Genomic DNA, 20,670 nt, shown 5'->3' on the forward strand with positions numbered 1-20,670 from the left:
GTCTACTCGTGCCGGAGGGCGTCGATCGGGCGCAGCGAGGCGGCCCGGTTGGCGGGATAGCTGCCGAAGAACAGGCCGATGGCCACCGCGATGGCGAAGGCGCCGAGCACCGACTGCGGGATGACCACCGGTTTGATGCCGACGACGCTGAACTGCGAGCCGACGATCCCGGCCAGCACCCCGAGCCCGGCGCCGAGCACCGACAGCAGGGTGGACTCGGTGAGGAACTGGCCCAGGATGACCGCCTTGGGGGCGCCGAGCGCCTTGCGGATGCCGATCTCCCTGGTCCGCTCGGTGACGGTGACCAGCATGATGTTGGTGATCCCGATCCCGCCGACCAGCAGCGAGATCGCGGCGACCGCGCCGAGCAGCACGGTGAAGGTCTTGGTGGTGCTCTCCCGGGCGGTCAGCAGCGAGGTCTGGTTGCTGATCCGGAAGTCCGCCTTGCTCGGGTCCGAGATCCCGTGGGTGCCCATCAGGATCCGGGTGATGTCGCTCTGCGCGGCGGTGGTGGCGTCGGCCGAGGACGCCTGCACCAGGATCTGGTTGACCGAGCCGAAGCCGGTGAAGGCGTTCTGCACGGTGGGCAGCGGCGCGATCACCACGTCGTCCGGGTCGTTGAAGCCGGTGCTGCCCTTGGTGGCGAGCACGCCGACCACGGTGAACGGGGTGCCGCCGACCACGATCCGCTTGCCGACCGGGTCCTCGTCCGCGAACAGCTGGGCGGCGGTGGTGGAGCCGATCACCGCGACCTTGCGGGAGTTCAGCACGTCGTCGTTGCTGAAGTAGTCGCCGTGCGCCACCTTCTGGTTGGCGGTCTCGAAGTACGCCGGGTAGGTGCCGATGATCGAGCCCGGGGTGTACGAGATGTTCCCGTAGAGCGCGGTGGCGGTGGTGGTGACCACCGGGGCGACCGACTTGATCGACGGTGCGTCGGTGGCGGCGGCCAGCGCCTTGGCGTCGTCCACGGTGAGCTTCTTGGCAGCCGAGCCGCTGCCGCGGGCGTTCATCGAGGAGACGGTGAGCGAGTTGGTGCCGAGCGAGGTGATCGAGTTCTTGACGGCCTGCGAGGAGCCGTTGCCGACCGCCAGCAGCAGGATCACCGAGGCCACGCCGATCAGCACACCGAGCATGGTGAGCGCCGACCTGACCTTGTTGGCGGCCAGACCGCCGAGTGCGAAGCGGAGCATCTGCCAGACGATCACGGGCGGGCTCCGGTGAGTTCGCGCAGCGCGGGCGGCGGCCCGTCCACCGGGGCCTGCCGGACGTCGGAGATGATCTGCCCGTCGACCAGGCGCAGCACCCGCTTGGCGTGCTCGGCCACCTCGTCCTCATGGGTGATCAGTACGACGGTGCGGCCGGTGGCATTGAGGCCGTCGATGATGGCCAGCACCTCCTTGGTGGAGTGGCTGTCCAGGTTTCCGGTGGGTTCGTCGGCGAGCAGCATCGCGGGTGCGGTGACCAGCGCGCGGGCGACCGCCACGCGCTGCTGCTGGCCACCGGAGAGCTGGTTGGGCCGGTGCCCGGCGCGCTCCAGCAGGCCAACCAGCGAGAGTGCGGCGAGCGCCCGGCGCTTGCGCTCGGCGGCACGCACGCCGGCGTACGCCAGCGGGAGTTCCACCTGGGCGAGCGCAGTGGTGCGGGGCACCAGGTTGAACGACTGGAAGATGAACCCGATCTTGCGGTTGCGGACCAGGGAGAGCTGCTGCTCGTCCAGGTGCCCGACGTCGATGCCGTCCAGCAGGTAGCGGCCGGAGGTCGGGACGTCCAGGCAGCCCAGGATGTTCATCAGCGTGGACTTGCCGGAGCCCGAACTGCCCATCACCGCGACGTAGTCGCCCTGGGCGATGTCGAGGCTGACGCCCTGGGGCTCGCCGGTGCCGGGCGCGAGCGGGCCGCGCAGGGCGTGCACGGTCGCGTCGCCGTGGCCGTACGCCTTGGTGAGGTTGCGGATCTGGATCACCGGAGGCTGCTGGGCGGCCCGCTGCCGGGCCTCCCAGGCGGCCGCCGTCTGGGAGGGCGTCATCCGCGACCGCCCCCGCCACCGCCGTTGCCGCCACCGCCGTTGCCGCCACCGCCGTTGCCGCCACGGCCGCCGCCGAAGCCACCACCACCGCCACCGCCGCCGAAGCCGCCGCCACCGCCGCCCAGGCCGGGGAAGGAGCCGCCGGGGAAGCCGTTTCCGGTGCCCGCGGTGGTCGAGGTCAGCTGGACGTGCTCGCCCTCGGTCAGCCCGGAGACCACCTGGACCGTGGAGTCGCCCTCCACCCCGGCGGTGACGTCCACCCGCTCGGTGCTGCCGTCGTCGTGCACCACGGTCGCGGTCCGGGAGTCACCTGTGCCCGAGAGCGCGGCGGTCGGGACGGAGAGCGCGTTGTCGGCCTCGCCGGTGATCACCGAGATGGTGGCGCTGAGACCGGTCCGCAGCGAGCTGGTGTCACCGTCGATCTGCAGCACCGCGCCGTACTGGACCGCGCTGGAGGATCCGCCCGCGCCGCCGCTGCCCGAGCCGACCGGCAGCGAACTCACCGACAGCACGGTCGCCTTGAGCTGGGTGTCGGACTTCGCGTTCAGGGTGACGGTGGCCGCCTGGCCCTTCTTCAGCTTCAGCGAGTCGAGTTCGGAGAAGGACGCGGAGACCTGCATCCCGGCCGGGTTGGTCAGCACGATGAAGCCGCTCGGCGCGCTCGTCGTGCTCGAACCCGACCCGCTGCCACCGGACTTGCCGCTGCCGCTGCTGCCGGAACTGCCGCCCGAGCCGGAGCCGGCGGAGCCCGAGCTGCCCGCGACGGTGTCGCCGACCTTGCCGCCGACGGACGCGACCGTACCGTCCTCCGAGGCGACCAGGCTGGTGCCGGCGAGCGCCGCCTTGGCGTTGGTGAGCCCGGCCTCGGCCGTGGTCAGCTGCTGCTGGGCCTGGGCGACCTGGGCCGCGTCCACCTTGGTGGTGGTGACGGTGGTGGTCTTGGGGGCGGCCGACGCGCCTCCCCGGCCGCTGCCGCTGCTGCTGCCGCTGGCGGGGACCTGGGTGGTGGTGGTCTCGCCGTCCTGCGCCTTGGTGAGGTTGGCCTGGGCGGCGGTGAGCGCGGACTCGGCCGCGGTGACCTGCTGAAGTGCCTGCGTGGTGTCCACGGTGGCGAGCAGCTGGCCCTTCTTCACCGTGTCGCCGACCGCCACCTTGACCGCGGTCACCTTGCCGCCCGTGGCGAAGTCCTGCCCGGCGTCGCCGGGGGAGGAGAGCGTGCCGGAGCCGGAGACCGTGGCCAGCACGGTGCCCTTGGTCACCGTGGCGGTACGGGTCTGCGGCCGGCCCGCGGCCGTACTGGTACCGCTGTCCAGCGTGGCGTACGCCAGGGCGGCACCGCCCAGCAGGACCACGCCGAGCGCGGAATTGACGAGGACGGCACCACGCCGTCGCGGGAGCACCTTCATGGGGGTCAGCGTGACGCGGTGCTCTTGCCAAGTCCTGGGGCAGGCCTGGGAGCGAGCTGACGCCAGCAATCCGGACATTCAGCCGCATACCGGGTCCCGGGCGGCCGGAACTCTTCCTCCCGCTTGGGCAGCGGTTGATCGACCTCCCAGGGACTTCCCAGCATTTCCGGTCCGCTTTCTGATCCGGCCCGGCCCCTCCGGGGGCAGCAGCCGTCAGGGGCAGGCCCGTTGGCCCTGGAGCTCTCGACGGTCAGTCGGCCAGCCGGCCCGCGAAGTGGTCCGTGTAGGCCCGCATGTCGAAGTGGGCGTGCCCCGAGAGCGAGAACACGATGGCCTTCGCCTCCCCGCTCTCCCGGCAGGCCGGCGCCTCGTCGACGGTGGCCCGGACGGCATGGCAGGACTCGGGCGCGGGCACGATGTCCTCGCTGCGCGCGAACCGCACCCCCGCCTCGAAGCAGGCGTCCTGCCTCCCGCGCGCTGGTGAACTCCTGGGCGACGACCTCCGGCGGGAGGAGCGGTGCCAGGTCCTCCTCGGTGACCGGCTTCCTGGTCCCCGGGTGCAGCAGCGGCGGTACCGGCGACGGGAGATCGGGCAGCACGTTGCACCGGGCGGTGGGGATCTCGTCCTCGGGCAGCAGGTACTTGAGAGTGGTCATCACGCCGCTCTCCGTCGCAGGGGCGCTGACGCAGGTGCTCCTTCCACCCGGCTGCGCGCCTCGCACCACCCTCGACGACGCAGGGGCACGGCGCGCACATCGGCGCGCCGTGCCCCTGCCGGCCGGGCCCGCGGGAGGTCAGAGCTCCTTGCGGAAGGCCGCGGCGGTGGCCAGGAAGATGCTGTTGGCCTCGGTCTCGCCGATGGTGACCCGGACGCCCTCGCCCGGGAAGGGACGGACCACCACGCCGGCCTCGGCGCAGGCGGCGGCGAAGTCGAGGGTGCGCTCGCCCAGGCGCAGCCAGACGAAGTTGGCCTGGGAGTCCTCGACCGTCCAGCCCTGCTCGGCGAGACCCGCGGCGACCCGGGCGCGCTCCTGGACCAGTGCCTCGACGCGCTCCAGCAGCGCGTCCTCGGAGCGCAGCGAGGCGAGGGCCGCGTCCTGGGCGATCCGGCTGACGCCGAACGGCACGGCGGTCTTGCGAAGCGCGGTGGCCACCGGCTCGTGCGCGATGGCGAAGCCGACCCGCAGTCCCGCCAGGCCGTACGCCTTGGAGAAGGTGCGCAGCACGCAGACGTTGGGGCGGTCGCGGTAGAGGTCGATCCCGTTGGGGACCTGCTCGTCGCGGATGAACTCGATGTACGCCTCGTCGATGACGACCAGGATGTCGCTGGGGACGGCGTCCAGGAAGCGCTCCAGCTCGGCACGGTGGATCACCACACCGGTGGGGTTGTTGGGGTTGCAGACGAAGATCAGCCGAGTCCGGTCGGTGATCGCGGCGAGCATCGCGTCCAGGTCGTGCGCCTCGTCGGCGGTGAGCGGGACGGCGACCGGGGTGGCGCCGGCGACCTGGGTGATGATCGGGTACGCCTCGAAGGAGCGCCAGGCGAACATGACCTCGTCGCCGGGACCGGCGGTGGAGAGCACCAGGGACTGGGCGACGCTGACCGAGCCGGTGCCGGTGGCGATGTGCTCGGCGGGGACGCCGAAGCGTGCGGCCAGTTCGGCGGTGAGCTCGGTGACCGCCATGTCGGGGTAGCGGTTCAGCGAGCCGGCGGCGGCCACGGCGGCCTCCAGCACGCCCGGCAGCGGGTCGTAGGGGTTCTCGTTGGAGGACAGCTTGTACGAGTCGGCGCCGGCGGGCTTACCGGGCTTGTAGGTCGGAATGGCGTCCAGGGTCGGCCTCAGCCGGGGCCCCTGCGCTGCCGTCTCGCTCACGGTGCTCTCCTTCTGCTCATTGCTGTTCGTGCGGCGGGCACGTGCCGCCTGGTGGCCGCAATGCGATCGGTGCCCGGTGCCGCCGGGGTCGCCGCGCGGTGCCGAACCCTTCCGACGCACCCGTTCCGCCCCGGTCGGGTGCCTTGAACGATACCGATCGCGCTCACCCGTAGGAGTGAGATGCTCCTCGGGGCCATGGACGCGGATCAGCCATTCTGCCGGGTTCCGACGGCACATGTCAGAGGTGGGAAGCCGGAATTGGCGCGGATATCCAAGGGGACAACCGCGACAGTTCATGGAGAAACGGTACTTCTCGCCCGAGGGCCGCCCCGGTCACGGACCGCCGCCATGCGCCATACGATCGGTCAGCCATGACAGCAGCAGCCAATCAGAGCGGTCGGCGACCCACCTCTCGGCGTCTGGAGCGGGCCGGCATCCGGGATGTGGCGGCAGCCGCCGGAGTGTCGATCACCACTGTCTCGGACGCCCTCAACGGCAAGGGCCGCCTGCCCGACGAGACCAGAAGCCGGGTGCGCGAGGTCGCCGAGCGCCTCGGCTACCGCCCGTCCGCGGCCGCCCGGACCCTGCGCACCGGCCGGTCCGGACTGATCGGGCTGACCGTCACCACCTACGGCGAGGAACCGTTCACCTTCACCGAGTTCGCCTACTTCGCCGAGATGGCCCGGGCGGCCACCAGCGCGGCGCTCGGCCGCGGGTACGCCCTGGTGGTGCTGCCCGCCTCCTCGCGGCACGACGTCTGGAGCAACATCGCGCTGGACGGCACCGTGGTGATCGACCCGCCCGACCAGGACCCGCTGGTCAGCGAGCTGTACCGGTCGGGCGTACCGGTGGTCAGCGACGGCAAGCCCGGCAACTGCCCGGTCACCGCCTGGGTGGACAACGACCACGAGGCCGCCGTGCTGGGCATCCTGGACCACCTCTCCGAGGCCGGCGCCCGCCGGATCGGCCTGCTCACCGGGACCAGCACCGACACCTACACCCGGCTCTCCACCGAGGCGTACCTCGCCTGGTGCAAGCGGGTCGGCCAGGAACCGGTCTACGAGACCTACCCCGCCCACGACCCGGCCGCCGGCGCGGTCGCCGCCGACCGGCTGCTGGCCCGCCCGGACCGCCCCGACGCGGTGTACGGCCTGTTCGACCCCAACGGCACCGACCTGCTCGCCGCCGCCCGCCGGTACGGCCTGCGGGTCCCCGACGACCTGCTGCTGGTCTGCTGCAGCGAGAGCGACGTGTACGCGGGCACCGAACCGCCGATCACCACCCTCTCGCTCAAGCCGCGCCGGATCGGCACCACCGTGGTCAACCTGCTGATCGACGCCATCGAGGGAGTCGACTCCGGCACGGGCGTGGCGCTCTCCGACCTGACCGGGGGCACCCGGCTCTTCCCGCCGCGCTTCCGCACCGCCGGCACCGGACCGCCGCCGGGCACCCTGATGCCCACCGAGCTGATCGTGCGGGCGTCCTCGCAGCGCCGCAGTCCCCGGACCACCATCAGCGCACCCCGCCCACCGGGCGAGGTTTAGGGCCTGTCCGGCGGATCTTTCCGGGCGCGCGGCGCCGGACAGGCCCTGGACCGCCACACGATGGGACAAATCGGGTCGTACACCGCCCCGGTTGAGGCGCCGGAAGCACCGTCCGCGCCCGCTCGGAGCGGGTCGGCGAGACTCTCCGGCCGATTGGATACCGACCAGGTGAGGACGCCGGGAGAGTGGTCTTCCTATGATGGGCGAATGACACCCGAGGACCGCTTCCCCGGGCCTGAACTGCCCGACTCAGGCCCCCACCACCCCCAGGACCTCGACGTGCTCCCGTACGGCTCCTACTACGAGCCTCCCGAGCCGCCGCCCGGGTACGGCTACGACACCACTTACAGCGGCTACGGCGGCGCCCGCTTCCTCGAACAGCACTGGCCGACGCACAGTCACCCCGACGACGTGACAGTGCAGATGGTCCACCGCGAGCCGCTGCCGGCGCCGGTCCACCACGAGGACCGGCCGACCATCGAACTGGGTCCACCGCTCGCTCCGCCGCCACCCGAGGAAGTCCACTTCCCGTATCCGCAACCCACCCCGGGCGAGGCTCCGGGCCCGCTGTACGTGGTCGGCGACGTGCACGGCTATCTCGACGAACTGCGGGCCGCGCTGCACCAGCAGGGCCTGATCGACGCCGAGGGCCACTGGTCCGCCGGTCGCGCCAGGCTCTGGTTCCTCGGCGACTTCACCGACCGCGGCCCCGACGGCATCGGCGTCATCGACCTGGTCATGCAGCTCGCCGCCGAGGCCGCCGCCGCGGGCGGCTACTGCCGGGCCCTGATGGGCAATCACGAACTGCTCTTCCTCGGCGCCGCCAAGTACGGCGACGAGCCGGTCCAGTCCACCGCCGGCACCGCCTCCTTCCTCGCCGCCTGGCGGCTCAACGGCGGCCAGCAGCAGGACCTGGACCGCCTGGAGCCGCACCACATCAGCTGGCTCTCCCGGCTCCCCGCGATGGCCCTCGAGGACAACCACCTGCTGCTGCACTCCGACACCACCGCCTACCTGGAGTACGGCGAGTCCATCGCCGAGGTCAACGACGCGGTGCACCACCTGCTCGCGGACGAGGGCGCGGACGAGTGGTGGGACTGCTTCCGCCGCTTCACCAAGCGGTTCGCCTTCCGCGGCCAGGCCGGGCCGATGGCCGCGCACGAGCTGCTCGCCGCGTACGGCGGGCAGCGCGTGGTGCACGGGCACAGCCCGATCCCGTACCTCACCGGCTCCACGCACGCCGAGGAGGGCGTGCCGCCGCACATCCCCGGCCCGTACATCTACGCGGACGAGCTGGCCATCGCGATGGACGGCGGGGTCACCATGGAGGGTCGACTGCTGGTCGCCCGACTGCCCCTCAACTGACGCCGAATCAACGCCTCGCGCCCGGCCCGGACTCTCCGGCCGGGCGCCGTGTTTTCGAACGGCAGTACCGGAGTGAACAGCAGTCCGATACCACAAGGGTGCTCGTACCACTGAAAATCCGGAAACCGACTGTCAGTCACTCGCTGCTCGCCCCTACCATCGATGCACCATGCCGGGCCGGGTCCCGGTCGCTCCGAGCACCGGCACCCGACGGTCCACCGGCATGGACCAGTCCACCTCCGTGATCCAGCGGAACGGGGTACCCATGACCACCACCCCACATCTGCTCGCCGAGGACCGCCCGGACTTCGAGCGCATCCTCGACGAAGCCCTGCGCGCCCCGGAGATACTCGCTGCCCTGGCCGGGGCCGGCCCGCACCTCACCGCCGCCCAGCTCCGCACCAAGGCCCTGCTCGCCGCCGACACCGCCGCGGCCGGCGCAGCGGACGAATACCTTCGCTACACCGGGCTGCGCACCGCCCTGCGGCACCAGGAGGGCGCCCGACCCCGGACGCGGCCGGAGCCGGAGCCAGCCCCCGCGCCGGCCGAACAGGGCGTCGGGCTGCTGCCCGCGCTCACCGTGCTGGCGCCGATCCTCTCCTGGTCGGCGGCGGCCGTCCTGCTGCTGCTCGGCTACACCCTGCGCGCCACCAGCCCCGCTCTCGCCCTCGGACGGGCCGTGGTGACCGCCGGGTGGACGGCACTGGCCGTCGGCGTCGCCACGCTGGTGACCGGCGCGGTCGGACTGATGCTCACCGCACTGCGCGACAGCACGGCACCGCCGCCGTACGCACCGCCGCAGACGGCAGCACAGCCCCAGGCGGCGGCACAGCCTCGGGCGGCGGCCGGGGCGGCGCCCGACGGCGGCACTGGTGGCGGCGCTGGCGGCGGCACTGGCGGCGGCCGGACGGACGCTCCCACGCCATCGGACGGCCTCGCCGAGGCCCGGCTCGCCTGGCACACCGCGCTGCTCGAACGCGCGCTGCTCCCCTACCTGCGTGCCAACCTGAGCGCCGAACCCGCGCTCCCCGCCCAACCGGCCGCCCACCCCAACCCGCCGGAGCTGCTCAGCCCCGGCTACAGCCGCGCGGCCTTCGGCAGCCCGGGCTTCACCAGCCCGGGTGCCGAGAACCTGACCGGCCCCGAGGGCCGTACGCCGCGTACCGCCGAGTTCAGCAGCCCGGGCTACAGCCCACCGGGCTTCACCGGACCGGACGAGGTCTGACCGTCCGGCGTCACCGGCGGTCAGACCGTCCGGCCCCGGCTCGCGGTCCCACGGCGGGCGATGGCCGACCGCGCGGAGGCCGGGAGTTCGGGATCCACCAGGTCGACGGTCAGCTTGGTGACGTGCCGTCAGTCCGCCCTCGCGGGCTTGAGGGCGGTGCCGATGTTCTGGCAGACCTGGCGGAGCCGAGCAGTCGCACCCCTGTCGGCCGAAACGACCAGTTACAGCGTCGCGAGGTTGGCGGCCAGGTCGTCGAGCCCGTAGGAGCCCTGGGAGAGCGCCTTCATGTGCCAGGCCTTGAGGTCGAAGGCGCCGCCGTGCCGCTTCCTGGCGGCCTCGCGGCCCCGCAGCCAGGCACGTTCACCGAGCTTGTAGCTGATCGCCTGACCCGGCCAGCCGAGGTAGCGGTCCACCTCGCCGGTGCGGCGCTCGACCGAACTGCCGTGGTAGGCGGCCATGAACGCGGTGGCCAGCTCCGGAGTCCAGCGCTCGCCCGGGTGGAAGGGGGAGTCGGCGGGGATGGCGAGTTCCAGGTGCATGCCGATATCGATGATCACGCGGATGATGCGCAGCATCTGCTTGTCGAGGTAGCCGAGGCGGCGGCCCGGGTCGGATAGGAAGCCGAGTTCGTCCATCAGCCGCTCCGCGTACAGGGCCCAGCCCTCGGTGTTGGCACTGACACTGCCCAGGGTCACCTGGTAGCGGCTGAGCCGGTCGGCGACCTCGACCCAACGGGCCAGCTGGAGGTGGTGGCCCGGAACGCCCTCGTGGTACCAGGTGCTGACGATCTCCCAGGTCGGGAAGGTGTCCTTGCCGAGGGTCGGCAGGTAGGTCCGGCCGGGGCGGCTGAAGTCGAGGCTGGGACGGGTGTAGTGGGGCGCGGGGGAGCTGCCGGGGGGCGCGATCCTCGACTCGACCCGGCGCAGCGGCCCCGAGATGTCGAAGTGGGTGCCGTCCAGCGCCGCTATCGCCTCGTCCATGATCTGCTGCAGCCAGACCCGGATCTCCTCCTCCCCCTTGATGACGTGGCCGTACTCGTCCAGGTGGTGCATGGCCTCCAGCACGGTGGCGCCGGGCAGGATGCGGCCGGCCTCGGCCCGCATCTCGGCCAGGTTCCGGTGGAACTCGTCCCAGGCCCAGGCGTACGCCTCGTCGACGTCGACGTCGGCGCCGGTGGAGAAGCGGGCGGACCGCAGGTAGCGTTCCCGGCCGACCGGGTCCGGGACTCCGGCGGCGGCCGGCAGGTACGTCCCGTGCAGCCAGTCGCGGAACTCGCCGACGGCGGCGCTCGCCCCGACGGCGTCGTCGTCCAGCCCGGGGCGCTGCCCGGTGGCGCAGTCGGAGACGAAGTCGGCGAACCAGCTGGTGCCGCCGGTGTCCCGGCCGGTCCAGGCGTCGAGTTGGCGGATCACGGCGCCCACCTGGCGCGGGGCGGAGAGCAGACCGCGTGAGATCCCCTCGGTCAGGGTGGCCCGGTAACCGTCCAGCGCGCCGGGGAGGTTGCGCAGCCGGCCGGCCACCGTCGCCCAGTCCTCCTCGCTCTCGGTCGGCATCAGGACGAAGATGGAACGCAGCCGCTGCACCGGGGAGTTGAGGTTGCGCAGCGAGCGGTAGTGGTCGCCGGCGTCGTGCACGGCGAGTTCGGCGGTGAGACGCTCGCGCAGCAGCCGGGCGCAGGCCTGCTCGGCGGGGTCGGTTCCCGCCTCCTGGCCGTCGAGCCTGCCGAGGGTGCCGCGGGCGAGTTCGGCGAGCGCCTCGAAGCCTTCCGGCGACAGGTCGGGCTGCCGGTCGTCCCCCGGGTTCAGCCCCAACGCGGTGGCGACCGACGGGTCCTGCGCGGCCACCCGCTCCACGTGGCCGTCGGCGATACGTCGTGGTGTGCTCAAGTCATCTGACATTCCTTCATCTTGGCGCTCCGGTGGCCCGGCCGTCAGCACCCAGCCCCGCCCCGGCCGCCGCCCTGGGATTTCCGCCGCCGAACGCCGGCCCGGGGCAGGCCGCTCCACGGCCCCGTCCGGCCGCCCGCCACCGGCGGACCCGTGAGGTGGGGACGCGGGCCGGAGCCGGCCACCGGGCGCCGACGGGCTCACGGCTCCCGGTTCAGAGCTCCCACAGCCCCTTTCCCAGCGTGGTGAGCCCACCCGCCAGCGCGAGCGACAGCACCGCCCACCGGGCGTACCTCTCCGGCACCCGGTCGGCGAGCGCCCTCCCGATCAGCGCTCCCCCCGCGATGCCCGCCGCGGCCAGCAGCCACACCGTTCCGGTGAGCCGTGGCACGCCTTTGGCCGAGACGGAGAGGGTGTTGACCAGGACCCCGTAGAACTGCGCATTGGGCACGAACTCCCCGGCCGTCCAACCCGCGTTGACCGCGTACAGGGAGACGGCCGGCCCGCCCACCCCGGCTGCGGAGTTCATGAACCCGCTGGTGGCGCCCGCGGCGATCGCCCCGCTGACCCCGCGCAGCGCGCGCACTCGGGCCCCGGCCATCACCAGCACCACCGCCGCGGTCACCAACGCTCCCACGCCGGCCAGCAGTTCGGGCTCCGGCATCCGCGCGGCCAACCAGGCCCCGGCCGGGACGGTACACGCGGCCGCGACCACCAGCGGGAGCATCGCGGTCAACCGGACCTGCCGCCAGGTGCCCGCCAGCCCGATCGCGCTGATCGCCCCCGCCGCGCAGTTCGCCAGCACCACCCCCTGGCCCGGTCCGAGCAGCAACACCAGCACCGGCGCCGCGACCAGAGCGAACCCGATCCCGGCCAATCGCTGCACGGAGGCGCCCAACAGCACGACACACCCCAGCAACAGATCGGCGACATGCCGTTCCAACATGGTCGTCCCGTCGTTCAGCCCAGCTAAACGGTCTTAGTCCGTTCCCGTCTTGATGGCGCGGCCCGTTCGGCGGATCGTGGAAGACGTCGCCCGGTCCCGGCCCCCAGGGAGCCTCCGGCACCGGTTGAACGGCACACCGGCCACGCGGGTGCCCGCCAACGGCACCGTGTGTCCCACCACCGACCGGCCCAGCAGGCCGCGACCCCGGAAGCGAAGTGACCGTCATGCGTGTGAAAGCCTTCGACCACCTGGTCCTCAACGTCCAGGACATCGAGCGCGCACTGGAGTTCTACTGCGGACCGCTCGGCCTGGAGCCGGTGCGGGTGGACGAGTGGCGGGCCGGCCGGGCCCCCTTCCCGTCGGTGCGGGTCAGCGCCGAGACCATCATCGACCTGGTGAGCGGCCCCCGGGAGGGATCGAACGTCGACCACTTCTGCCTCACCGTGGAGCCGCTGGACTGGCAGGAGGCCATCGACTCGGGCGTCTTCACCGTCCTGGACGGGCCGGTCGGCCGGTACGGCGCGCGCGGCAGCGCAACCTCGGTCTATGTGCGGGACCCGGACGGCAACACCATCGAACTGCGCTGGTACCCGCAGGACGCCGAGGGGTGATTCCGGGGGCCCCTGGTGCGCCCCACCGTGCATGAACGCCGTACGGAGGTCGGCGAGGCTGGGTGCGCCCTCGGCGTGGTCCATGGCCCCGGGAAGGCGAGGCACCCTCGCCAGTTTGGCGGTGACTCTGCGGAGACGCTCTTCCACGCCTCATCGCTTCTCTCTGAAACGCATTCGCCCGTCAAGCATTGCGCAGGTACAGCATCGTGCCAGCCCGCACCGACGCCTGGCCACCTCCGCACACGCGACGAGCGGCAGCGGTCCGAGCCGCTCGCATCCTCGGACTGGCCCGCGCGTCACGGGCTGGCTCAGCGCCTTGTCGTACATCGGCCAGGGCCCGGTGATCAGCTCCCAGCCGGCGCACGTGACCGTGGACGGCACCCCCGCCCCGTCCGACTCCAGCAGCCCGACCGCCCAGCCCGCCCAGCCTTCGCCGACCACTGAGGCCACCTCCGGCTCGACCTCCCCGGACAAGACGTCCACCAGCAAGGTCGTCCAGGCGGCCGACACCTCCTCGGCCCCGTTCGCCGATCTCACCCCCACCTCCACCTCGCTTGCCTCCACCGGCGCGAGCAACACCGGTGCCCTCGTCGGCGCAGGCGGAGCCCTCGTGGTGCTCGGCGCCGGCACGCTCTTCTTCACCCAGCGCCGCCGCCGTCAGGCACAGGGCTGACACGCGCGACAACGAAGCGGTGCCCCGAGCAGCTGAAGCTGCTCGGGGCACCGCCCGTTCTCCGCCGGACAGGCCCTGAGCGCCCGTAGCGCGGTTCGCGGCGATACGGCGCAGCGAGGCACCGAGATCGGGCGGTTCGTCACCGGACAACAGCGTCGGTGTCACGGGTGGCGAAAAGGAGGGCTGCCCCGGAGCCCGGTCCCGGTTTCCGGGGCAGCCCCGACTGGAGTGCCGTCAGTCAGCCAGCGGCAGGTAGACCCGGTTGCCGTGGGCCGCGAACTCCTCGGACATGGTCTTCATGCCCTCGACGGCCGCCGCGTCGTACTCCGGCGAGGCCCCATCGCCGCCGAACTTCTCGTTGATGGATTTGCTGATCTTCATCGAGCAGAACTTCGGGCCGCACATGGAACAGAAGTGGGCCGTCTTGGCGGGCTCGGCGGGGAGGGTCTCGTCGTGGAAGTCGCGCGCGGTCTCCGGGTCCAGGGCCAGGTTGAACTGGTCCTCCCAGCGGAACTCGAAGCGGGCGTCGGAGAGGGCGTCGTCCCAGGCCTGGGCGCCGGGGTGGCCCTTGGCGAGGTCCGCGGCATGGGCGGCGATCTTGTAGGTGATCACGCCGGTCTTGACGTCGTCGCGGTTGGGCAGGCCCAGGTGCTCCTTGGGCGTGACGTAGCAGAGCATCGCGGTGCCCCACCAGGCGATCATCGCGGCGCCGATGCCCGAGGTGATGTGGTCGTAGCCGGGGGCGACGTCCGTGGTGAGCGGGCCGAGGGTGTAGAAGGGCGCCTCGTCGCAGATCTCCTTCTGGAGATCCATGTTCTCCTTGATCTTGTGCATCGGGACGTGGCCCGGGCCCTCGATCATCACCTGGACGTCCTTCGAACGGGCGATGCGCCCGAGCTCGCCCAGCGTCTGCAGTTCGGCGAACTGCGCCTCGTCGTTGGCGTCCGCGATCGAACCCGGACGCAGGCCGTCACCGAGCGAGAAGGTGACGTCGTAGGCGCGCAGGATGTCGCAGAGCTCCTCGAAGTTGGTGTAGAGGAAGTTCTCCTTGTGGTGCGCCAGGCACCAGGCCGCCATGATCGAGCCGCCGCGCGAGACGATGCCGGTCTTGCGACGGGCCGTCAGTGGGACGTAGCGCAGCAGTACGCCCGCGTGGACGGTCATGTAGTCGACGCCCTGCTCGCACTGCTCGATGATGGTGTCGCGGTAGACCTCCCAGCTCAGCTCCTCGGCCTTGCCGTCGACCTTCTCCAGTGCCTGGTAGAGCGGCACGGTGCCGATCGGCACGGGGGAGTTGCGCAGGATCCACTCGCGGGTGGTGTGGATGTTGCGGCCGGTGGAGAGGTCCATGACGGTGTCGGCGCCCCAGCGGGTCGCCCAGGTCATCTTCTCCACCTCCTCCTCGATGGAGGAGGTCACCGCGGAGTTGCCGATGTTGGCGTTGATCTTCACCAGGAAGTTGGTGCCGATGATGGCCGGTTCCACCTCGGGGTGGTTCACGTTCAGCGGGATGACGGCCCGGCCGGCGGCGACCTCGGCCCGGACGAACTCCGCCTCCAGGCCCTCGCGCAACGCGATGAACTCCATCTCCGGCGTGACGATCCCCCGCTTCGCGTAGGCGAGTTGGGTGACCGCGACGCCGTCCCGGGCGCGCAGCGGACGGCGCGGACGGCCCGGGAAGACCGCGTCCAGGTTGCGCAGGTTGCCGCCGCGCGGCGAGGTGTGCCGGATCCCGTCGTCCTCGGGGCGGGCCTCACGGCCGTCGTACTCCTCGACGTCGCCGCGCTGGCGGATCCACGCGTCGCGGAGCGCGGGCAGACCGCGGCGCACGTCCGGCTCGTACGCGGGGTCGGTGTACGGCCCTGAGGTGTCGTACAGCGGCACGGTGGTGCCGTTGGTGAGCCGGACCTCGCGGTACGGCACCCGCAGGTCGGGCCGGGAGCCCTCGTGGTACGCCTTCCGCCATGCCGGGGTCGGGTAGCCGGTGCTCGCGCTGGTGACCTTGGCGGTCGCCTCCGGCTCGCGGGCAGGCTGCTGTGCATCAAACGTGGTCATCTCGGACCTCTACTCCCTACGCCGGCATTACCCGGTCAGGTTCCTGCGGTCGGCGCAGCGTTCGGTACGCGTGTACCGGTCAGCGCCCTCTCAGCCCGGTGCTCCGAGCTCCCGTTTCGGCAGGCGGTGTTGCCTGCGTGAGACGTCCAACACCGTAGCGGGCGGAACCCGGGCGGTCCAGACGGGTTCCGGCCGTGCGCGGTGAGGGGCAGACTGGGGCCATGGTGGGCAACACGGGCCGGGTCACCGGCAAGGTCGGTGCCGGTCTGGTCGGCGAGGTGCTGGTACACGTACCTGAGCGGCAGGGGACGGAGGCGTTCCTGGCGCATCCGTCGGTGCCGGACGAGACGCTGCCGGTCGGCACGCCGGTGGTCGTGGTGGAGTACCAGCCGCCGCGCACGGTCTACGTGGCCCGCGCGCTGGCCTGAGCACCGCCGCCCGCGCACCGGCCTGAACACTGCTCCGACCGGACGGCACAAGTCCGAGTCATCCGTATTGTCATCGCGTTGACGGAATCTTGACGGGTTCGATGCAGAACACGAACCGTCCCGGCTTCACATTGGATCCCATCAGGCGCAGAATCTCCTGCTGCCACCGGTTCCGCGCCATCCTGCACAACAGAGCGCAGCCACGGAACCGGTGCCCTGAAGGGGGAGAATGCCGATGTTGATCGGCGTTGTGGGAGCGGTCGTCGCTCTCGTGGTCATCGTGACCGTGTTCAAGCTCATGTGGCGGGTTGCCGAACCCAACGAAGCACTGGTCATCTCCGGGTCCAAGCACCGCGCCGAGGGGGTCGGCGAGGGCCTGGGCTTCCGGATCGTCACCGGCCGCGGCACGCTGGTGGTGCCCGGCGTGCAGGCGGTCCGCCGGCTGTCGCTCGACCTGAACGAGGCCGAGCTGGACGTCGAGTGCGTGACGTCGCAGGGAATTCCGGTACACGTCAAGGGCGTTGTGATCTTCAAGGTCGGCGACGACGCGGTGTCGATCGCCAACGCCGCCCGCCGCTTCCTGGACCAGCAGAAGGCGATGGGCCAGCGGGTGCACAACGTGTTCGCCGGTCACCTGCGCTCCATCGTCGGCAATCTGACGGTCGAGGACATGATCCGCGACCGCGAGCGGCTGACCGGTGAGACCCGGGCCGCCTCCGGCACGGAGATGGAGAAGCTGGGTCTGATCATCGACTCGCTGCAGATCCAGGAGATCCTCGACCCGACCGGCTACATCAAGAACCTGGCCGCGCCGCACGCCGCCGCCGTCCAGCGCGACGCCCGCATCGCGGCCGCCGCAGCCGACCGGGAGGCCACCGAGGCCGAGCAGGAGGCCGCCGCGCGCAAGGCCGAGGCGACCCGCAACTCCGGTATCCAGCAGGCTGGTTACCAGGCCGAGCTGGAGAAGGCGACGGCCGCCGCGCTGCAGGCCGGGCCGCTGGCGCAGGCCGCCGCCCGGCAGGAGGTCGTGGTCCAGGAGACCAAGGTGGCCGAGCTGGAGGCGCACCGCAAGGAGCAGCAGCTCCAGGCGGACGTCCGCAAGCCCGCCGACGCCCGGGCGTACGAGACCCGTACCAAGGCCGAGGCCGAGCGTGACGCGCGGATCTCGGCGGCCGAGGCGCACGCCAAGGAGACCGAGCTGAAGGCCGGTGCCGAGGCGAACCGGCTGAAGATCGCCGCGGCGGCCGAGGCCGAGGCCACCCGGGCCCGGGGTCTGGCCGCCGCCGAGGCGACCAAGGCGACCGGCCAGGCGGAGGCCGCGGCGGCCGAGGCCAAGGGTCTCGCCCAGGCCGAGGCGGCCCGCGCGCTGGGTCTGGCCGAGGCCGAGGCGATCAAGGCCCGCGCGGCCGCGCTCGCCGAGAACCAGGAGGCCGTGGTCGCCCAGCAACTCGCCGAGAAGTGGCCCGAGATCGTCCGCGCGGGTGCCGAGGCCTTCGGCAACGTGGACCACATGGTGCTGCTGAACGGCGCCGACGGCATGGGCGAGATGTTCGCCAAGGCGCTGACCATGGGCGGCACCGGCCTCGGGCTCGCCCGCCAGCTGCTCTCCGCGATGAACGCGGGCGGCGGCGAGGCGGGGGCGGCGGACGCCGCGCCCACCGCCCCGGCCGCCAAGCCCGTTGCCCAGGCGATTCCGGTGCAGGAGCAGCGGAACTGATTCCACCGCGCACCGAATGAGCCGGGCCCGGCCACCGTTGTCTCGGTGGCCGGGCCCGGTGCCGTACTCAGGGAAGCGGGGGTCTTGGGGAAGCGGGGCGGCGGGGCTCAGGCGAGCGGGGCCGGGGTGCGCTCGGCCTCGGCGGCGACCAGGCCGTGGATCCGGCCGGCGGCGGCGTTGCCGGCCACGATGCCGATCAGGATCGCGGCGACGAGGAAGACCGTGCCCATCCAGGCCATGGTCGCCACCGGCAGGGTGTAGGCGCCGATCACCTTGGCCACGCACTCGGCCACCAGCACGGTGCCCCAGATCAGCGAGAAGGCCCGCTCGCAGCGCCGGAAGGAGACCGAGGCACCCACCGAGGCCGCCGCGCCGGACGCCAGCCGGTCCCACGCGGCCGACATGGCCGGCTTCCCCTTGACGACGAACGGCCGCATCCCGGCGGTCATCATCGGCCGGCCGGCGAAGGCCGAGACCAGCACCGCCAAGCCGATCACGCTGCTGATCGCGCCGTCCTTGGCGATCATCAGCCGGGCGTCCCCGGTGACCGCCGAGAGGCCGATGCCCGCCAGGTTGACCACCAGCATCAGGGTGGCGAACGCGTTGAACGAGCGCTCGCGCACCAGTTGGAGGACGGTGCGGACGGCGGGCACCACACTGGAGACGGTCAGCGAGGCGATCATGCTCAGATGGAACACCGAGTGCGCCGCGTAGTAGGCCAGCAGCGGCAGCGCGACGTCGATCAGCAGCGGCCGGAGCGGAGCCAGCTCGCTGTGCTTCTCCTCGGCGGCGGCGGTCCCGGCCGGAGCGGTCCCGGCCGCGGCGGTCTCTGCCTGAGCGATCCCGGCGGGCTGCTCCATCACATTGCCAGCAGTGAGTGCCATGATCCGTGACCTTTCCTGTCGTCCCTGCTGCGGGCTTCCCTGTGCCTCAAGAATCCCGTCCGGGGCCGGTCCGCCGGCAGTGTCTGCCGTCCGGGAAGCGACATGACGGATGTCATGTTGAGCTGATGGCCACTCAGCGCTGAGTACCCGTACTCAGGTCGCTGGACGGTGCCGGCCAGAAGCATGGGAGGCATGAACCTCCACACGCCGGGCATCGGCATCACCGCCGTCGGCTCCTGCCTGCCGGACCAGGTGCTCACCTCGCGGGAACTCCAGGACCATGTCACCGCCGGCACCGGCCTGCGGCTGCCGGAGCGGATGTTCGAGAAGGCCACCGGCATAGTGACCCGGCGGTTCGCGGCCGATGGCGAGTACGCCTCGACGCTCGCGCTGGGCGCCGGCCGCCGGGCGCTGGCGGCCGGCGGGTACCACCCGCTCGACATCGACCTGCTGGTGTACGCCTCCGCCACGCGGGACGTGGTGGAACCGGCCACCGCCCATCTGGTGCAGGCCGAACTCGGTTCTCGTGCCCACGCGTTCGACGTCTCCAACGCGTGCAACAGCTTCATCAACGGCATCGACGTGGCCCGCGCGATGATCCTGGCCGGCCGGGGCCGGCGCGCCCTGGTGGTCACCGGCGAGACGCCCAGCCGGGCGATGCGCCGCGACCCGGGCGGACTGGCCGAGTTCCGCGCGGGCTTCGCCGGCTACACCTTCGGCGACGCGGGCGCGGCCGTGGTGGTCGAGCCGGTGCCGCACGGCGGGATCCTCGACATCGAGACCGAGACCGCTTCCGAGCACTGGACGGTCGGCGGCATACCGGGCGGCGGATCGCGCCACCCGCGCGGCGACGAGCACACCTACTTCCACGGCGGGGGCAAGGAGTTGCGCGGCGTCTTCGAGAAGATCGGCGGCGACATCCTGACCCGGGTGGCCGCCCGCACCGGGCTCGGCTGGGACGCCTACGCCCGGGTGCTGGTGCATCAGGTGACGGTGCCCTACCTGGAGCGGTTCGTCGAACTGACCGGCGTCCCGGCCGACCGGCTGGTGCTGACCGTACCCGAGCTCGGCAACATCGCCAGCGCCACCCTGGGCGTCCAACTCGACCGGATACGCGATGAGTTGAAGCGGGGCGACCGGGTGCTGCTGGTGGGTCTGGGCGGTGGCGTCAGCCTGATGACGATGGTCTGGGAGGTCTCGTGACCGAGCTCTGGGTCGTCGTGCCCGCGTACCAGGAGGAGGCCCGGATAGCGGGCACGCTGGACGCGCTGGCCCGCCAGCACGACCGGGACTTCCGGCTGCTGGTGGTCGACAACGACTCCTGTGACCGGACCGGCGAGGTGGTACGGGAGTTCGCGTCCCGGGCGCCGTTCCCGGTCGAGCTGCTGGTCGAGACGGAGAAGGGGGTCGGCTGCGCCGTCGACACCGGCTTCAGGCACGCCATCTCCGCCGGCGCCGCGCTGCTCGCCCGCACCGACGCCGACTGCCTCCCGCAGCCCGGCTGGACGGCGGCCGCGCGGGCGGCCGTGCTCCGCTCAGGGGGCCTGGTCTGCGGGCACATCACAGCCCGGCACGACGAACACGGCCTCCTCGGACGGGCGGCGTTCCGCGCCCTGGTCACCCTCGGCGCCGCCTTCGGCCGCATCCGGCCGGCCCACCACCGCAGGCACGGCTACCTGGTCCCGTACCGGATGCACGCAGGAAACAACATGGCCATCACCGCCGAGCTCTACCTCGCGGTCGGCGGCATGCCCCGCCGCCCCTCACCGACCGACCGCACCTTCATCAACCGGGTCCGCCGCCACACCACGGCGATCGTCCACTGCCGGGACATGGTGGTGCACAACTCCACCCGCCGGATCCGCGCCTACGGCGTCCTCGGCACCGCCCGCTGGTACCTCGAACGCGGCAGCGGCGGCCGCGGCGTCGACCCGCGCTGAAGCCCCGCCGCCGCGGACCGGAACCGTTCGCGGCCAGGAGCGAGCCCCCGGAAACGGCCCTCCGCCCCATCTCCCGCACCCACCGGAGCC

18 protein-coding genes are annotated in these 20,670 nt (G+C 72.1%); 9 read left to right on the top strand and 9 right to left on the bottom strand.

Annotated features, from left to right (window positions below; translation table 11 throughout):
• Positions 1–2 precede the first annotated feature (2 nt).
• The 5 genes from ACWDAK_RS29435 to hisC form a co-directional block, all read right to left on the bottom strand.
• Positions 3–1,205 carry an ABC transporter permease gene (locus ACWDAK_RS29435; protein ID WP_344637407.1) on the bottom strand — a complete coding sequence of 401 codons (1,203 nt, stop codon included), beginning with the start codon at positions 1,203–1,205 and terminating at the stop codon, positions 3–5.
• Entirely contained in the window at positions 1,202–2,026 is an 825-nt protein-coding gene (locus tag ACWDAK_RS29440; RefSeq protein WP_344637408.1) for an ABC transporter ATP-binding protein, read from the bottom strand. Before ACWDAK_RS29440 ends, ACWDAK_RS29435 begins: the two co-directional genes overlap by 4 nt.
• Positions 2,023–3,432 carry an efflux RND transporter periplasmic adaptor subunit gene (locus ACWDAK_RS29445; RefSeq protein WP_344637409.1) on the bottom strand — a complete coding sequence of 470 codons (1,410 nt, stop codon included), beginning with the start codon at positions 3,430–3,432 and terminating at the stop codon, positions 2,023–2,025. The genes ACWDAK_RS29440 and ACWDAK_RS29445 overlap by 4 nt, the downstream gene beginning before the upstream one ends.
• Positions 3,433–3,682: 250 nt before the next feature.
• Positions 3,683–3,874 carry a hypothetical protein gene (locus tag ACWDAK_RS29450; RefSeq protein ID WP_427395550.1) on the bottom strand — a complete coding sequence of 64 codons (192 nt, stop codon included), beginning with the start codon at positions 3,872–3,874 and terminating at the stop codon, positions 3,683–3,685.
• Positions 3,875–4,226: 352 nt separating this feature from the next.
• On the bottom strand, positions 4,227–5,306 hold the full coding sequence (hisC, locus tag ACWDAK_RS29455; protein WP_344637411.1) for a histidinol-phosphate transaminase: 1,080 nt from the start codon (positions 5,304–5,306) through the stop codon (positions 4,227–4,229).
• Positions 5,307–5,677: 371 nt separating this feature from the next.
• Between hisC and ACWDAK_RS29460 the strand changes: the two genes are divergently transcribed.
• The 3 genes from ACWDAK_RS29460 (at position 5,678) to ACWDAK_RS29470 (ending at position 9,440) form a co-directional block, all read left to right on the top strand.
• A complete protein-coding gene (locus ACWDAK_RS29460; protein WP_344637412.1) occupies positions 5,678–6,850 on the top strand; it encodes a LacI family DNA-binding transcriptional regulator in 1,173 nt (390 codons plus the stop codon).
• Between the two features lie 207 nt (positions 6,851–7,057).
• On the top strand, positions 7,058–8,215 hold the full coding sequence (locus ACWDAK_RS29465) for a metallophosphoesterase (RefSeq protein WP_344637413.1): 1,158 nt from the start codon (positions 7,058–7,060) through the stop codon (positions 8,213–8,215).
• A gap of 265 nt (positions 8,216–8,480) precedes the next feature.
• Positions 8,481–9,440, top strand: a complete 960-nt coding sequence (locus tag ACWDAK_RS29470; RefSeq protein WP_344637414.1) for a hypothetical protein — start codon at positions 8,481–8,483, stop codon at positions 9,438–9,440.
• Between the two features lie 221 nt (positions 9,441–9,661).
• On the opposite strand, the gene ACWDAK_RS29475 is transcribed toward ACWDAK_RS29470, so the two are convergent.
• Entirely contained in the window at positions 9,662–11,338 is a 1,677-nt protein-coding gene (locus tag ACWDAK_RS29475) for a DUF885 domain-containing protein (protein WP_427395548.1), read from the bottom strand.
• A gap of 202 nt (positions 11,339–11,540) precedes the next feature.
• The gene (locus ACWDAK_RS29480) at positions 11,541–12,272 is read right to left on the bottom strand and encodes a sulfite exporter TauE/SafE family protein (protein ID WP_344637416.1); all 732 of its coding nucleotides are present in this window, start codon (positions 12,270–12,272) and stop codon (positions 11,541–11,543) included.
• A 224-nt stretch (positions 12,273–12,496) separates the two neighbouring features.
• On the opposite strand from ACWDAK_RS29480, the gene ACWDAK_RS29485 reads away from it, so the two are divergent.
• Both ACWDAK_RS29485 and ACWDAK_RS29490 read left to right on the top strand, forming a co-directional pair.
• Positions 12,497–12,883, top strand: a complete 387-nt coding sequence (locus ACWDAK_RS29485) for a VOC family protein (protein ID WP_344637417.1) — start codon at positions 12,497–12,499, stop codon at positions 12,881–12,883.
• Between the two features lie 316 nt (positions 12,884–13,199).
• Positions 13,200–13,556: an LPXTG cell wall anchor domain-containing protein gene (locus tag ACWDAK_RS29490; protein ID WP_344637418.1), complete on the top strand. Its 357-nt coding sequence runs from the start codon at positions 13,200–13,202 to the stop codon at positions 13,554–13,556.
• A 234-nt stretch (positions 13,557–13,790) separates the two neighbouring features.
• On the opposite strand, the gene thiC is transcribed toward ACWDAK_RS29490, so the two are convergent.
• Entirely contained in the window at positions 13,791–15,611 is a 1,821-nt protein-coding gene (gene thiC / locus ACWDAK_RS29495; protein WP_427395955.1) for a phosphomethylpyrimidine synthase ThiC, read from the bottom strand.
• 221 nt (positions 15,612–15,832) lie between these two features.
• Between thiC and ACWDAK_RS29500 the strand changes: the two genes are divergently transcribed.
• Entirely contained in the window at positions 15,833–16,039 is a 207-nt protein-coding gene (locus ACWDAK_RS29500; RefSeq protein ID WP_344637420.1) for a hypothetical protein, read from the top strand.
• Positions 16,040–16,268: 229 nt separating this feature from the next.
• Positions 16,269–17,756, top strand: a complete 1,488-nt coding sequence (locus ACWDAK_RS29505; RefSeq protein WP_344637421.1) for a flotillin family protein — start codon at positions 16,269–16,271, stop codon at positions 17,754–17,756.
• 107 nt (positions 17,757–17,863) lie between these two features.
• On the opposite strand, the gene ACWDAK_RS29510 is transcribed toward ACWDAK_RS29505, so the two are convergent.
• Positions 17,864–18,640, bottom strand: a complete 777-nt coding sequence (locus tag ACWDAK_RS29510; RefSeq protein WP_344637422.1) for a VC0807 family protein — start codon at positions 18,638–18,640, stop codon at positions 17,864–17,866.
• A 192-nt stretch (positions 18,641–18,832) separates the two neighbouring features.
• On the opposite strand from ACWDAK_RS29510, the gene ACWDAK_RS29515 reads away from it, so the two are divergent.
• Complete coding sequence (locus ACWDAK_RS29515; RefSeq protein ID WP_427395954.1) at positions 18,833–19,843, top strand: 3-oxoacyl-ACP synthase III family protein; 1,011 nt, start codon at positions 18,833–18,835, stop codon at positions 19,841–19,843.
• Entirely contained in the window at positions 19,840–20,580 is a 741-nt protein-coding gene (locus tag ACWDAK_RS29520; protein WP_344637424.1) for a glycosyltransferase family A protein, read from the top strand. The genes ACWDAK_RS29515 and ACWDAK_RS29520 overlap by 4 nt, the downstream gene beginning before the upstream one ends.
• Positions 20,581–20,670: the final 90 nt, after the last annotated feature.

The organism is Kitasatospora sp. NPDC001175 (assembly GCF_053598215.1).

What these genes read in the sequence shown, in the direction of transcription:
- ACWDAK_RS29485 (WP_344637417.1), top strand. Translation starts at nt 12,497, where the DNA reads ATGCGTGTGAAAGCCTTCGACCACCTGGTCCTCAACGTCCAGGACATC.
- ACWDAK_RS29445 (WP_344637409.1), bottom strand. Translation starts at nt 3,432, where the DNA reads ATGAAGGTGCTCCCGCGACGGCGTGGTGCCGTCCTCGTCAATTCCGCG.
- ACWDAK_RS29480 (WP_344637416.1), bottom strand. Translation starts at nt 12,272, where the DNA reads ATGTTGGAACGGCATGTCGCCGATCTGTTGCTGGGGTGTGTCGTGCTG.
- ACWDAK_RS29465 (WP_344637413.1), top strand. Translation starts at nt 7,058, where the DNA reads ATGACACCCGAGGACCGCTTCCCCGGGCCTGAACTGCCCGACTCAGGC.
- ACWDAK_RS29440 (WP_344637408.1), bottom strand. Translation starts at nt 2,026, where the DNA reads ATGACGCCCTCCCAGACGGCGGCCGCCTGGGAGGCCCGGCAGCGGGCC.
- ACWDAK_RS29505 (WP_344637421.1), top strand. Translation starts at nt 16,269, where the DNA reads ATGCCGATGTTGATCGGCGTTGTGGGAGCGGTCGTCGCTCTCGTGGTC.
- ACWDAK_RS29515 (WP_427395954.1), top strand. Translation starts at nt 18,833, where the DNA reads ATGAACCTCCACACGCCGGGCATCGGCATCACCGCCGTCGGCTCCTGC.
- ACWDAK_RS29500 (WP_344637420.1), top strand. Translation starts at nt 15,833, where the DNA reads ATGGTGGGCAACACGGGCCGGGTCACCGGCAAGGTCGGTGCCGGTCTG.
- ACWDAK_RS29470 (WP_344637414.1), top strand. Translation starts at nt 8,481, where the DNA reads ATGACCACCACCCCACATCTGCTCGCCGAGGACCGCCCGGACTTCGAG.
- ACWDAK_RS29460 (WP_344637412.1), top strand. Translation starts at nt 5,678, where the DNA reads ATGACAGCAGCAGCCAATCAGAGCGGTCGGCGACCCACCTCTCGGCGT.
- ACWDAK_RS29510 (WP_344637422.1), bottom strand. Translation starts at nt 18,640, where the DNA reads ATGGCACTCACTGCTGGCAATGTGATGGAGCAGCCCGCCGGGATCGCT.
- thiC (WP_427395955.1), bottom strand. Translation starts at nt 15,611, where the DNA reads ATGACCACGTTTGATGCACAGCAGCCTGCCCGCGAGCCGGAGGCGACC.
- ACWDAK_RS29475 (WP_427395548.1), bottom strand. Translation starts at nt 11,338, where the DNA reads ATGTCAGATGACTTGAGCACACCACGACGTATCGCCGACGGCCACGTG.